A 12,255-nucleotide genomic window follows, 5' to 3' on the forward strand; every position below is an offset into this window, starting at 1 on the left:
CCCCCAGCCGCCAAACCGCCGAGCTTCAGATCCGTGCCGCCCTTCTCAACCGCTTCACCGCCCTCGGCACCCCCGAGACCAAGCGCGTTGCATAAAGCCGACGGGGGTCAGGGGCAGCTCGCTCTTACGCCGAATTGCTCAACAGAGCCCGGGGCTCCAAGTCCGTAGTTGCGTCGCCCCTCGGGGTAGTCCCGCGCCGGACATGGCGGAAGGCGCGGCATCTGCACTGACTCAGTGCATGGGACGCCATGTCCCGTCCGAACGGCTGTGGTAGGATCCCGGCATGGCCCGGCCCGACCTCAACCTCCTCGTGACCCTCGATGCGCTGCTCTCGGAAGGGAGCGTGGCCGGAGCCGCGCGGCGTCTGCGGCTCAGCCCCTCGGCCATGAGCCGGGCCCTCGCGCGCCTGAGGGAAGCCACGGGCGATCCACTCCTCGTCCGGGCCGGACGGGGGCTGGTGCCCACGCCGCGCGCGGTCGAGCTGCGGGATCGTGTCGGTATTCTCGTCGAGGAGGCGGAAGGGCGCTTCGCCCCGTCGAACTGCTGAACCTGTCCCGCCTCGAGCGGCGCTTCACGCTCAGGACCACCGACGGCTTCGTGGAAACCTTCGGGGCCGATCTCCTCGCGCGGATCGGGGCCGAGGCGCCGGGGGTGCGGCTCCAGTTCGTGCTCAAGGCCGACAAGGACAGCACCCCGCTGCGCGAAGCGACGGTCGACCTTGAGACCGGGGTGGTCGACGAGGCCATCGGGCCGGAGGTGCGGGCGCAGGCCTTGTTCCACGACCGCTTCGTGGGCGTGGTGCGTCCGGGGCACCCGCTGGCTGAGGGCGAGGTCACGCCCGAGCGCTACGCTGCAGGGCGGCACATCGCCATCACGCGGCGCGGCTTCGACGGCGGGCGCATCGACGCTACGCTCGAGGCGCTGGGGCTCAGGCGTGAGATCGCGACGGCGGTGGGCAGCTTCTCGGCGGCCCTGGCGCTCGCCCGTGGCTCGGACCTGATCGCCGAAGTGCCGGAAGGTCTCACGCCCACGCTGCGCGAGGGCCTTCTTACCTTCGCACTCCCCATCCCTGTCCCGGAATGGAGCCTGTCCTTGCTCTGGCACCCCCGCATGGAGGCCGACCCGGCGCATCGCTGGCTCAGGAGGTGCGTGAAGGAGGTCTGCGCGAGCAAGGACACTAGGACCCCTCTAGGCTGAGGCCAGCTCATCCGAAGGAGCTAACCGGAAGATCAATCATCGGCAATTAGACGTGCTCCCCCAGCAACTCCGCCTCGCGCTCGGCCCAGATCCCCAGGAGCTGGCCCATCTCGGCGCCGGTGTGGCCCCAGACCACGGCCACGTTGCGGTGGACGAGCTGGATGCCGACCACGATGCGCAGGAATTCCGGCGAGACCCGCAGAGCCGCCAGGGTGTCGCGCTCGCCCCGGACTAGCACGAAGCCCAGCGCGGTGCCGCCCACCGGCTCCAGGATCACCGCCTCGGCGCCCTCGATCCGGCCCTCGGCCTGCATGCGGCCCAGATACGCCATCGCGTCTTGCAGGACGTTGGAGCCCGTCTCCTCCCGCCCCGGAATGAGTTCGCCCCAGCTCACGAACAACGCCCCCTTTGCCATGTCGATCTCCAACGCGGATGTGTGAATGGTCGTCTGCCTCGGCGCTTTGCGTTTGCGGTGGCGCTTGTGACGGGGCGGTGTGTCGCGCCAAATGAGCCCGCGAGTAAGCGGTCCAGGGGAACAACATCTGTGAACCGGGTGCATGAATTGCCCATGGCCGAGGCCGACGCCCGCGTCTTCGTGTCGGTGGCGGACACTGGCAGCTTCACCGCGGCCGCGGCCCTTCACGACATGAGCCCCTCGGCCGTGAGCAAGGCCGTCTCTCGGCTGGAGGCGGCGCTGGGCGTGCGGCTCCTCACGCGCACCACCCGGGCGCTTCACCTCACGGAGGAGGGCACGGCCTTCCACGAGCGCTGCGCCCGCGCTTTCCGGCTTCTGGCGGAGGCCGCCGAGGAGGTCACGGCCGGAACAGGCGAGGTGGCGGGCACCGTCCGTCTTGGACTTCCTTCGCTCTTCGGGACCTACCTCGTGGCGCCACGGCTGGCCTCTCTCCTCGAGGCCCATCCTAGGCTCCAAGTCGAGATCGTCACCACGATGCGGCTCTCGGACGTGGTGGAGCGGGGCCTCGACCTGGCCGTCGTGGTGGGGCCGCTGCCGGACTCCAGCCTGGCCGCTCGGCCCCTGGGCTACGGGCAGTTCGTGACGGTGGCCGCGCCCGGCTACCTCACGGGCCATCCCGCCCCAGAGACACCTCTCGACCTGAACGCACATCGGTGCCTCGGCTGGTTGCGCCCGGACGGGCGGGTCGAGCCTTGGCGCTTTCGGGAGGAAGGGGCCGAGCGCACGCTCGAGCCACGCGTCGGGGTGGCGTCCGACGACATGCATCACCTCGCCGCGATGGCCGAAGCCGGGGCGGGGGTGGCCCATCTGCCGCTGTTCGCGGTGGCTCGAGGTCTGAAGGCGGGCAGCCTGGCGCGCCTGCTTGAGGCCCACGACCCCGCCCCGAAGCTCGCCTCATTCGTCTACCCCTCGGGGCGCTCGATGCCACGGCGCGTGCGCGTGCTCATGGAGCACCTCGCGCAGCAGCCGTCCGCCCTGCCGGGAACAAGCCGGAACTCCTGACCGGGAGCCATGGTGTGGCTCTGGGGGACGTGGTCCGGCGCACTTCGTCGAGCACCCAACAGAACTGTTGCGTTCCTGAGCGCCTCATCGCTGATGGAGGTGCGCGACCTACTGCCCGTCCCGGAGGTGCCATGGCCTTCATTGTCGGATCGCTCTACTTCATCGTGGTGCTGGGCGTCCTTGATGCCCGGCTTCCCTGGGGTCGACGTGCCGGACAGGAGAGGCGGCAATGATCGCCGGGCACTTCGGCCTAGCCGCGGCGGTGAAGGGCCGCGAACCGCAGGTGCCGCTCTGGGCGCTGATGCTGGCGACGGTCTGGCTCGATATCCTGTTTGTGCCCCTGTTCCTTCTTGGGGCGGAGACTATCACGGTGCCGGAGGGCGAGGCGGCCGGCTACGGTCACGCCATCATCCACGCCGACTACACCCACTCCCTCCTGGGGGCGCTCCTGCTCTCGGCGCTCTTCGGCTGGCTTGCGGCACGGCGCTGGGGCAAGCGGGCGGGCTGGATCCTGGGTGCGGTGAGCTTCTCGCACTGGCTGCTCGACCTCGTGGTCCACCGCGCCGACATGCCGTGGCTGCCCGCCAACTGGGGCGACCTGCCCCGGCTCGGGCTGGGCCTCTGGCGCTCTCCTGTGGCGAGCGCGGTGGTCGAGGCCGCCCTCGTGGCGCTGGGGGCTTGGCTTTACTGGCGCGCCGTCCAGACACTGCCAAGCCAGGCCGGACGTGGTCGGCTCGTGGCGGCCCTGATCGCGATCGGAGGCCTCGGCACTCTGGCCCTGGACGTGAGCGGGGTGGCGGGCTGACCTGCGCCGGCCGCGTCCTCTGTGACCGGCGCCTCGGCATGGAGGTCGAGAAGGCTCCCCAGCCCGCGGATCAGGTGGCCTCGAGAACCATGTTGAGCGGCGTGCGGGCCGCCTCACGGACGCGCGTGAAGCCGCCCGACCGGATCACCTCTTTGAGCCGCTCCCGGCCCGCCTGCGCGCCCAGCGCGAGCCCGGTTTCCTGCGCAAGCGAGGTCGGCACGCAGATCATCGTCGAGGCCGAGTAGTAGAGCCGACCGACCGGATTGAGGTTCTCTTCGAGTCTGTCGCCCGCGGCGGGCTCGACCACCATCCAGGTGCCGTCCGGCTTCAGCGCCTGGCGAATGTGTGCGGCCGCCGCTTCCGGGTCGCCCATGTCGTGCAGGCAATCGAAGCAGGTGACGAGATCGAGGTTCCGGTGGGGGAAGTCCTGCGCCCGTCCGACCTCGAAGCGGACATTCTTGACCTCGTGCGCCTGGGCATGGGCTGTGGCCGCGGCGATCGAGCCCAGATGAAAGTCGATGCCGATGAACTCCGAACTGGGGAAGGCCTGCGCCATCAGGATCGTCGAGAGACCGTGCCCGCAGCCCACGTCGGCCACTTTCGCTCCCGCCTCCAGCCGGTCGACAACCCCATCGAGCGCGGGCAGCCATTCCTGCACTAGAGCGTTGACGTAGCCCGGCCGGAACAGCCGGGCCACCGCGCAGAAGAGGCACCCGGCCTGATCCCCCCAGGCGACGCCCTGTCCGGTCTTGAAGGCGGCCTGCACCTTGGCCTGGTTCTCGACCATGGCGGCGGCCGTGTCGAAGGCGCCGATCAGGGCGACCGGGCTGTCCGGCTCGGCGAAGACGAAGGCCTGCTCCGGCGTCAGCCGGAAGCGATCACCCTCGCTGGTGATGTAGCCCGAAGCGGCCTGCGCCGAGAGCCACTCGCGCACGTAGCGAGCGTGGCAGCCCGTCGCCTGGGCGAGGTCCTCCACGGTTGCCGGTCCGATCTCCTTCAGGGCGGCGTAGAGGCCCAGGGCGTCGCCCATCCTTACGAGGGGCACGCTCATCGCACCGCCGAGGTCACCCAGCACGCGTCCCACGAGGGCTTCGAGCCGGCCTTGATCCAGGATCTGGTCCATCTGTGTCATGGCGCTTCTCCTTGCCACCGAGCGGCGAGCGCCGCCCATGGACAGCAGGATCGCCGATGGATACGGGCGGCGCATGAGGCCCCTGTCCCATCCTGGCTTCGAGGCGGTTGCGCTCCATGGGACGGACGTCCCGTCCAGGGCTACTCGGCCAGCGTCCTCACGATCGCCTGCGCACGGCTGTGGACGCCGAGCTTGTCGAGGATGACGGACACCTGATTCCGGACCGTCTTCTCGCGCTTGCCGAGCCGATCGGCGATGGCCTGGTTGTCGAGCCCCTCCGCGACGAGACGCAGCACCGCCTTCTCGGCGGGCGTGAGGCCCGCCTCACGCAGGGCGCGGGGCCCAGCAGGCGCGGCCGCCCCGATGAACTGCGCGAGCGCCGCATGGAAGACGGCCCAGGCGGGCTCGACGGGCAAGAGCACGTGGTTGCTGCTGTCCAGCGGCACGAAGCGCGCGCCGGGGATCGCAGCCGCCAGCTTGCGGCCCTCGTCGAAGGGGACGCGCATATCGTCGCGGCAGTGCAGGATCAGCGTGGGCACCCGCAGCGTCGCGGCGCAGTCGAGCACGTCGATCCGGTGCGCCTGCCACAGAAGCTCCGCCGCCACCTCCGCGCTGGCCGTGATCCGCTCGAGGTCGCCCCACCACCGATGCTGCTCGGGCGTGCCGTCGGGAATGAAGAGGTTGGTGAAGAACTGGCAGAAGGCCGGGTTCTCCCGCCCCCAGCCGATGCGGACGAAGTTGACCAGCGTCTCGGCCTCCAGCCGCTCGGCCTCGGTTTTGGCGCGCGTCCAGGCACCCTGTGCATAGGCGTTGAGGAGCACCAGATGCGAGACCCGCTCCGGGTGGCGCAAGGCGTAGTTGATGGCCAGGGCCCCGCCTTGGGAGAGACCCAGTAGGACCACCTGCGGCTCCTCGATGGTCGCCATCACCGCCTCGAGGTCCTGATCCCAGGCCGCCACCGAGAGGTCCGCGACGAAGCGGTCCGACAGGCCGCAGCCGCGGGGGTCGTAGCGGACGAAGCGAGACCGCTCGGAGAAGGCTTCGAGCCAGGGGCGCCAGATCGGGCTTTCGAGATCGTAGTCCACGTGGCTGAGCCAGTGGGCCGCCCGGAGGATCACCGGCCCCGAGCCGCAGGAGGCCGTGGCGATCCGGGTGCCGTCCGCCGAGGTGCAGAACCGGATGGTCTGACGCAGACTCATGACGGCCAAGATACTCCCAGGACGACAGCCATGCGAGCCTGCTTGACAGGTCCGGCCAGCCGACCACAGCGTCGGATCAGAGCGGGCGGGATCGCGTCATGCCGAACGAGCCGCAGTCGATTGTCCTCGGAGAGGCCATCCTGGACATGGTCCGAGGAACCCTGACCCGCGACGGCGAGGTCCTGGGCCTCCGCTCAAAGCCCTTCCGTCTCCTGTGCGAGCTCGCCCGGCAGGCGGACCGGGTGGTGCCCCGGGCCGAGCTCCTTGACGCGGTCTGGCCGGATGTGATCGTCACCGACGCGTCCCTCACCCAGGCCGTCTACGACATCCGGAAAGCCCTGAAGGATGATGAGGGTCGGCTTCTGCGCACCGTAGCTCGGCGCGGCTTCATGCTCTGCCCCACGAGGCACGTGGAGGGCCCACCTCGTGCCGCATTGCAAGCTCCGCCTCGCATCGCGCTCCTGCCTTGGGCCAACCGCACCGGCGACCCCCGGTTTGGCCCGATGCTGGAAGGACTGGTCGAGGAGATCACCGCGGGGCTCGCTCGCTTCCAGAACCTGACCGTGGTGGCCCGGCACTCGGCCTTCGCCGCGGCCGCCGACCCGAACATGCAGCTGCCGGAGATCGGCGCCAAACTCCGGGCCGACTACCTGGTCGACGGCTCGGCCCGTCTCGACCAGGACCGGCTGGTGCTCGCCCTGAGCCTGAACGATGTCCGTTCGGACGTGGCAATCTGGGGCGAGAGCTTCGTCCTCGACGGCACGGGCTGGCTCACGCTCCAGGACCTAGTCCCGCGTCGCATCGCGCAGCGCCTCTCCCTGACTGTGGAGGAGGCCAGTCGGCGCGAGAGCTTGCGTCGCAGCCCGGCGGAGCTCTCCGCCTTCGATCATCTGTCCCGCGGGCGGGCCCTGATGCGAAGCGTCAGGTCCGGCCCTTGCGAGGAGGCACACGCCCACTTCACGGCCGCCATCGAGGCAGACCCAACGCTCGGGGTCGCCCACAGCTACCTCGGCCTGGTCGAGATCACAGCCTACGACTTCTTCCAGGCTCCCCTGGAGGTGAAGGAGCATGCCCGCAACGAGGGTCTTCGCGGCGTCCAGCTCTCGCCCGAGGACTCCCGCTGCCAGGGCCTCCTGTCGCTATTCCACACCTGTCTAGCCGAGTTCGAGCCGGCCGAGGAAGCGGCGCGCCGGGCGGTGGCGCTGAACCCCTGCGATGCGGATGCGCTGCATCACCTGGCCTCGGTCCTGTTGAGCCGAGGTCGTCCTCAGGAGTGCCTGGACTGGCTCGATCGCGCCAAGGACATCAACCCCCTCTGGCCCGAGTACTACGACCTCGTTCATGCCATGGGCCTGCTTCACCTCGACCGCCACGAGGAGGCGGCCCGGCTCCTGAGCCGGATCACGCAGCGAAGCGCTCACCACGAGATCTGGCTGGCGGCGAGCTACGCCATGGCGGGTGATGTGGCGCAGGCCCGGCGCCACGCGGAGCACACCCACCTCCGCCACTCAGCATGACGTTGAGGCTACTGAGCGGGTTTTAGTGGCACAAGGTCCGCCCGAGTGGGCCGGTCTTGGTGTCCGAAGTACTGCTTCGCGAGCCCCATTCCGACCTCAGTCGGCGCAGCCGCTCAGATGCCCCAAACTGCTTCTCCGCCTTTGCATCAGGCCCGCAACCGGAGAGCAACAAGACCCCTGCCCCACTCCAGCTATGTCGTTCTGCTGTTACAGGTACAGACGCCGACATGCTTGGCCGCGGCGCCTCCCATCGCTAAGCGGCCAGAGCAGGCCGCCAACCTTGCGGGCCAACGTTTGCGCAGCAGCGTAGCGCCAGATACAGTCTGAAGCCTCACAAGCCCGCCTGGCCCCACGAGGACACCATGGACGCAAAGACCGACAAGACCAGCGAGAACGCGGGCCAGTGCCCGGTGTCCGGAGGGGGCCGCGGCCACAGGAACCGGAACTGGTGGCCCGAAGCCCTCGACCTCGAGATGCTGCATCGGAACTCGCCTTTGTCCGACCCGATGGGCAAGGGGTTCGACTACGCCGAGGAGTTCAAGTCGCTCGACCTGAACGCGGTGATCGCGGACCTGAACGCCCTGATGACCGACTCGCAGGAGTGGTGGCCGGCGGACTGGGGCCACTACGGCGGGCTGATGATCCGCATGGCCTGGCACAGCGCGGGCACCTACCGCATCACCGATGGCCGCGGCGGCGCAGGCCAGGGCCAGCAGCGCTTCGCGCCGCTCAACTCCTGGCCGGACAACGCGAACCTCGACAAGGCGCGGCGCCTGCTCTGGCCGATCAAGCAGAAGTACGGCCAGAAGCTCTCCTGGGCCGACCTGATGATCCTGGCGGGCAACGTCGCCCTGGAGTCGATGGGCTTCCGGACCTTCGGCTTCGCCGGTGGCCGCGCGGACGTCTGGGAGCCCGAGGAGCTCTACTGGGGTCCCGAGGGCACCTGGCTCGGCGACGAACGCTACTCGGGCGAGCGCCAGCTCTCCGAGCCTCTCGGCGCGGTGCAGATGGGACTCATCTACGTCAACCCGGAGGGGCCGAACGGCAAGCCCGACCCGGTCGCGGCGGCCCGGGACATCCGCGAGACGTTCTTCCGCATGGCCATGAACGACGAGGAGACGGTGGCGCTCATCGCGGGCGGCCACACCTTCGGCAAGACCCACGGCGCGGGCGACCCCTCCTTCATGGGCCCGGAGCCCGAGGCCGGCGCGCTGGAGGACCAGGGTCTCGGCTGGAAGAGCACGCACGGCCGGGGCTTTGGCCCCGACACCATCACCGGCGGCCCGGAGGTGATCTGGTCGCAGACGCCGACCCGCTGGAGCAACTACTACTTCGACAACCTGTTCAACTTCGAATGGGAGCTAACCAAGAGCCCGGCGGGCGCGTGGCAGTGGCAGGCCAAGGGCGCCGAGGCCTCGGTCCCGGACCCCTTCGACCCGTCGAGGAAGCGCGTGCCCACGATGCTCACGACCGACCTTTCGATGCGCTTCGACCCGGAGTACGAGAAGATCTCGCGGCGGTTCCACCAGAACCCGGACCAGTTCGCCGACGCCTTCGCTCGCGCCTGGTTCAAGCTCACCCACCGCGACATGGGTCCGCGCGTGCGCTACCTCGGGCCGCTCGTCCCGCAGGAGGTGCTGATCTGGCAGGACCCGATCCCGCCGCTCGACCATCCGGTGGTGAACGAGGGGGACGTCGCGGCCTTCAAGGCCAAGGTGCTGGCGTCCGGCCTCTCGGTCCCGCAGCTCGTCTCGGCGGCCTGGGCCTCCGCCTCGACCTACCGGGGCTCCGACAAGCGCGGCGGCGCGAACGGCGCGCGCATCCGCCTCGCGCCCCAGAAGGACTGGGAGGCGAACGATCCGGCCCAGCTCGCCACGGTGCTGCGGACCCTTGAGGCGATCCAGCAGGACTTCAACGCCTCCGCCAGCGGCGGCAAGAAGGTCTCGCTCGCCGACCTGATCGTCCTCGCCGGCGGCGCGGCGGTTGAGAAGGCGGCCCGGGACGCCGGACTGGACGTGACGGTGCCCTTCACGCCCGGACGCATGGATGCCTCGCAGGAGCAGACCGACGTCGTCTCCTTCGCGCCGCTGGAGCCGAGGTCCGACGGCTTCCGCAACTTCGAGCACAGCACGAAGCGGCACTTCATGGCCGCCGAGGAGGCCCTGGTGGACAGGGCGGCCCTGCTGCGGCTCACCGGGCCGGAGATGACCGTCCTCGTCGGCGGGCTGCGGGTCCTGGGCGCCAACGCGGGCGGCTCGCCGCACGGCGTCTTCACTCACCGCCCGGGGACGCTGACGAACGACTTCTTCCTCAACCTCCTCGACATGAGGACCGCCTGGCAGCCGGTCGAAGGGTCGAACGGGGTCTACGAAGGTCGCGACCGGATAACGGGCGAGCCGAGATGGACCGGCACGCGCGTCGACCTGATCTTCGGCTCGCACTCGCAGCTCCGCGCCTTCGCGGAGGTCTATGCCTGCAGCGACTCCCTGGAGAAGTTCGCCAGGGACTTCGTCGCGGCCTGGACCAAGGTAATGAACGCCGACCGCTTCGAGCTTGCGCAGCAGCGGTTGCAATGATCGTGGAAGGGGCGCCTCTCGCGAGGCGCCCTATTCCTGCTTGTGGTCCCAGTTGGCCACCTGATCCTCAACCTGAGGAAAGCTCGGCGCCGGGCCGTATCTGCGGCCGGACTCGGCCCCGACACGGATGTTTTGGTCCAAAGGCATTCCGCCTGACCCGGCTCTCACCTGGTGCATGAGGGCCATTAAGCCCAGGGCCGGGAGCGTCCGCTCCTCGACGAGCCGGAACTGCGCCTCGCCCAGGGCTCGTCGGTTTCCGTCAAAGTCTAAGGCCAGCCCAGCCAGTCCGCGAGGGCGCCCTTGTCGCGCTGAGTGGTTCTCAATCACGCCGGTGCCCAAAGCCGGACCACGCGAGTTCAAGCTCCCGGCGACCCACGATGCGAACCGGAGGAGCCTGCGCCGTTTGCTGTCCGTTGGAGGGCGATGGTGGAGGAGAGCATGCAGTGGGCTACAGTCCTCTCCCGGCCAGACGTGCGTCTCCTGCGCAGGGATGCAGCGAACACCAGGAACAGGCCCGCGAGGAGCGTCGAGGTCATTTTTAGTCGAGGGCCAAGTCCCTTTGGGAGGAAAACATGAGCATCATTCACTTGGGTGCATTGGCCACCCTGATGATCTCGGTTGCCGCCACCACCGCGCATGCGCAGGCGAGTGCGGCCGCGACCAGCCCCGAGACGACCCAAGGGGTCTCATCGACGCCGGTCAACTCGACGGCCTCGGGTCAGGTCCAGGGCATGGTCACTGACGGTGTCGAGAACTTCTTCGGCATCCCTTACGCAGCGCCTCCCGTGGGCGACCTGCGCTGGCGCCCGCCGGCGCCGCCCGAGGCCTGGGACGGGATCCGGCCAGCGGCGGAGTACGGAGCGGCCTGCCCGCAGGCATTCGGCCTCGACTCGCCCCGCATCGAGGACGAGGACTGCCTCTTCCTGAACGTGCAGCGCCCCGAGGGCACAGCGGCCGACGCCAAGCTCCCGGTCCTCGTCTTCATCCATGGTGGAGGCTGGCGCACGGGCAGCGGCAACAACGAGAACCTCGACGCCATGGTCCGCGAGAACGGCATCATCGGCGTGACGATGAACTATCGCCTGGGCAACCTGGGCAACCTCGCCCATCCGGCCCTCACCGCCGAGGATGGGCAGTCGGGCAACTACGGCTTCATGGACCAGCAGGCCGCGCTCAAATGGGTGCAGCAGAACATCGCGGCCTTCGGGGGCGACCCCGGACAGGTCACCATCGCGGGCGAGTCGGCGGGCGGCGGCTCGGTTTGCGTCCACATGACGGCGCCCTCCTCCGAGGGCCTGTTCACGCGGGCCATTATGATGAGCACGCTCTGCAACGCCACGCCGCTGCCCGAGGCCGAACGGATCGGCACCTCCATCGCAGAGGCCCTGGGCTGCACGGGCGAGGACGCGGCGGCCTGCCTGCGCGAGGCTTCGGTGGCCAGCCTGATCGACTCCCCCGAGGTGGCTTGGCAGATCGTCTCCAACACCGAGTTCCTGCCCCGGGAGCCCTACCAGGCGCTGCAGTCGGGAGAGTTCCGCAAGGTGCCCGTCCTGATCGGGGCCACGCGGGATGAGATGCGCAGCCTGCTCACCGACTGGGCCACGACCTCCGTGCCCGTCTGGGACCAGGTGGGCTACGAGTCCTATGTCCGGGAGAACTTTAAGGAGAACGCCGACGCAGTCCTCACAGTTTATCCTTGGCCGGAGGACGCGACGCGCTACACGGGCACCTACCTCGTGGCCGACGTGATGATTCAGAACCTCCTGCCCGCCGAAGGCAGCCTCAGCCCCTGTAAGACCAACCGCATCACCGAGGTCCTGGCGCCGCAGGTCCCGACCTTCGCCTACGAATGGGCGCACACGGACGGGAGCGGCTGGTTCGAGATCCCGGGCTATGTCTGGGGGGCAGGGCACGCCACCGAGCTGCCCTACCTGATCCCGAACCGGGGCAACGCCGCCTTCAACGCGAACGTCTTCGGCGACGATGAGCGGCAGCTCGCGCAGGAGATGCGGGCCTACTGGGGGGCGTTCGTGAAGGCCGGGAACCCGAACGGGCAGGGCCAGCCCGAGTGGCCGGCCTATGATCTGGCCCCCGTTTGACCGAACACTCAGGCGGTTGCGGTTTGGGCGGCGATGAACTCGCGAGGCGAGCGCATTTTCAGCCCGGAGTGCGGGTGGTGGGCGTTGTAGTCCTCGAACCAGCTTGGGAGCAATCCGAGGACAGCGGCAGCGTCCGGCAAGGGCGTGACCTGGACGTAGTCGCGCTTCAGGGTGCGGACGAAGGCCTCGGAGATGCCATTGCTTTGGGGGCTCTTCACGGGCGTGAAGCAGGGCTTCAGCCCGAGCTGGCGGG

11 protein-coding genes are annotated in these 12,255 nt (G+C 69.2%); 7 read left to right on the plus strand and 4 right to left on the minus strand.

Going from position 1 to position 12,255, the window contains the following annotated elements; translation table 11 throughout:
• Positions 1–283: 283 nt before the first annotated feature.
• Together RUMESO_RS26645 and RUMESO_RS22110 are read left to right on the plus strand one after the other, a co-directional pair.
• A complete protein-coding gene (locus RUMESO_RS26645) occupies positions 284–547 on the plus strand; it encodes a LysR family transcriptional regulator (protein ID WP_211262970.1) in 264 nt (87 codons plus the stop codon).
• A 50-nt stretch (positions 548–597) separates the two neighbouring features.
• Positions 598–1,197 carry a LysR substrate-binding domain-containing protein gene (locus RUMESO_RS22110; RefSeq protein ID WP_211262971.1) on the plus strand — a complete coding sequence of 200 codons (600 nt, stop codon included), beginning with the start codon at positions 598–600 and terminating at the stop codon, positions 1,195–1,197.
• 46 nt (positions 1,198–1,243) lie between these two features.
• Here RUMESO_RS22110 and RUMESO_RS22115 read toward each other — a convergent pair whose 3' ends face one another.
• Positions 1,244–1,612 carry a hypothetical protein gene (locus RUMESO_RS22115; RefSeq protein WP_037283865.1) on the minus strand — a complete coding sequence of 123 codons (369 nt, stop codon included), beginning with the start codon at positions 1,610–1,612 and terminating at the stop codon, positions 1,244–1,246.
• A 153-nt stretch (positions 1,613–1,765) separates the two neighbouring features.
• Here RUMESO_RS22115 and RUMESO_RS22120 point away from each other — a divergent pair, with 153 nt between their 5' ends.
• Positions 1,766–2,674 carry a LysR family transcriptional regulator gene (locus RUMESO_RS22120; protein WP_037283870.1) on the plus strand — a complete coding sequence of 303 codons (909 nt, stop codon included), beginning with the start codon at positions 1,766–1,768 and terminating at the stop codon, positions 2,672–2,674.
• A 229-nt stretch (positions 2,675–2,903) separates the two neighbouring features.
• Positions 2,904–3,479 (plus strand): hypothetical protein, encoded by a 576-nt coding sequence (locus RUMESO_RS22125; protein WP_037283871.1) that lies wholly within the window; start codon positions 2,904–2,906, stop codon positions 3,477–3,479.
• A gap of 70 nt (positions 3,480–3,549) precedes the next feature.
• Here the strand turns inward: RUMESO_RS22125 and RUMESO_RS22130 are convergent, their stop codons facing one another.
• Together RUMESO_RS22130 and RUMESO_RS22135 are read right to left on the minus strand one after the other, a co-directional pair.
• Positions 3,550–4,611, minus strand: a complete 1,062-nt coding sequence (locus RUMESO_RS22130) for a class I SAM-dependent methyltransferase (RefSeq protein WP_037283872.1) — start codon at positions 4,609–4,611, stop codon at positions 3,550–3,552.
• 140 nt (positions 4,612–4,751) lie between these two features.
• Positions 4,752–5,810 (minus strand): alpha/beta fold hydrolase, encoded by a 1,059-nt coding sequence (locus RUMESO_RS22135; RefSeq protein WP_037283873.1) that lies wholly within the window; start codon positions 5,808–5,810, stop codon positions 4,752–4,754.
• 98 nt (positions 5,811–5,908) lie between these two features.
• Here RUMESO_RS22135 and RUMESO_RS22140 point away from each other — a divergent pair, with 98 nt between their 5' ends.
• The 3 genes from RUMESO_RS22140 to RUMESO_RS22150 all read left to right on the plus strand — a co-directional run bounded on the left by RUMESO_RS22140 (position 5,909) and on the right by RUMESO_RS22150 (position 12,002).
• The gene (locus RUMESO_RS22140; protein ID WP_037283875.1) at positions 5,909–7,327 is read left to right on the plus strand and encodes a winged helix-turn-helix domain-containing tetratricopeptide repeat protein; all 1,419 of its coding nucleotides are present in this window, start codon (positions 5,909–5,911) and stop codon (positions 7,325–7,327) included.
• A gap of 362 nt (positions 7,328–7,689) precedes the next feature.
• Complete coding sequence (katG, locus tag RUMESO_RS22145; protein WP_037283877.1) at positions 7,690–9,903, plus strand: catalase/peroxidase HPI; 2,214 nt, start codon at positions 7,690–7,692, stop codon at positions 9,901–9,903.
• Positions 9,904–10,475: 572 nt separating this feature from the next.
• Positions 10,476–12,002 (plus strand): carboxylesterase/lipase family protein, encoded by a 1,527-nt coding sequence (locus tag RUMESO_RS22150; protein WP_082484544.1) that lies wholly within the window; start codon positions 10,476–10,478, stop codon positions 12,000–12,002.
• Between the two features lie 8 nt (positions 12,003–12,010).
• Here the strand turns inward: RUMESO_RS22150 and RUMESO_RS22155 are convergent.
• A partial coding sequence (locus tag RUMESO_RS22155; RefSeq protein ID WP_037277710.1) for an integrase core domain-containing protein occupies positions 12,011–12,255 on the minus strand: 245 nt, incomplete at its 5' end.

It is taken from the genome of Rubellimicrobium mesophilum DSM 19309, assembly GCF_000600335.2.
Classification (GTDB): Bacteria; Pseudomonadota; Alphaproteobacteria; order Rhodobacterales; family Rhodobacteraceae; genus Rubellimicrobium; species Rubellimicrobium mesophilum.

Bases quoted from the DNA above. Each gene is read 5' to 3' on its own strand.
- RUMESO_RS22115 (WP_037283865.1), bottom strand. From the start codon at position 1,612: ATGGCAAAGGGGGCGTTGTTCGTGAGCTGGGGCGAACTCATTCCGGGG.
- RUMESO_RS22130 (WP_037283872.1), bottom strand. From the start codon at position 4,611: ATGACACAGATGGACCAGATCCTGGATCAAGGCCGGCTCGAAGCCCTC.
- RUMESO_RS22140 (WP_037283875.1), top strand. From the start codon at position 5,909: ATGCCGAACGAGCCGCAGTCGATTGTCCTCGGAGAGGCCATCCTGGAC.
- RUMESO_RS26645 (WP_211262970.1), top strand. From the start codon at position 284: ATGGCCCGGCCCGACCTCAACCTCCTCGTGACCCTCGATGCGCTGCTC.
- RUMESO_RS22135 (WP_037283873.1), bottom strand. From the start codon at position 5,810: ATGAGTCTGCGTCAGACCATCCGGTTCTGCACCTCGGCGGACGGCACC.
- RUMESO_RS22120 (WP_037283870.1), top strand. From the start codon at position 1,766: ATGGCCGAGGCCGACGCCCGCGTCTTCGTGTCGGTGGCGGACACTGGC.
- RUMESO_RS22150 (WP_082484544.1), top strand. From the start codon at position 10,476: ATGAGCATCATTCACTTGGGTGCATTGGCCACCCTGATGATCTCGGTT.
- RUMESO_RS22125 (WP_037283871.1), top strand. From the start codon at position 2,904: ATGATCGCCGGGCACTTCGGCCTAGCCGCGGCGGTGAAGGGCCGCGAA.
- katG (WP_037283877.1), top strand. From the start codon at position 7,690: ATGGACGCAAAGACCGACAAGACCAGCGAGAACGCGGGCCAGTGCCCG.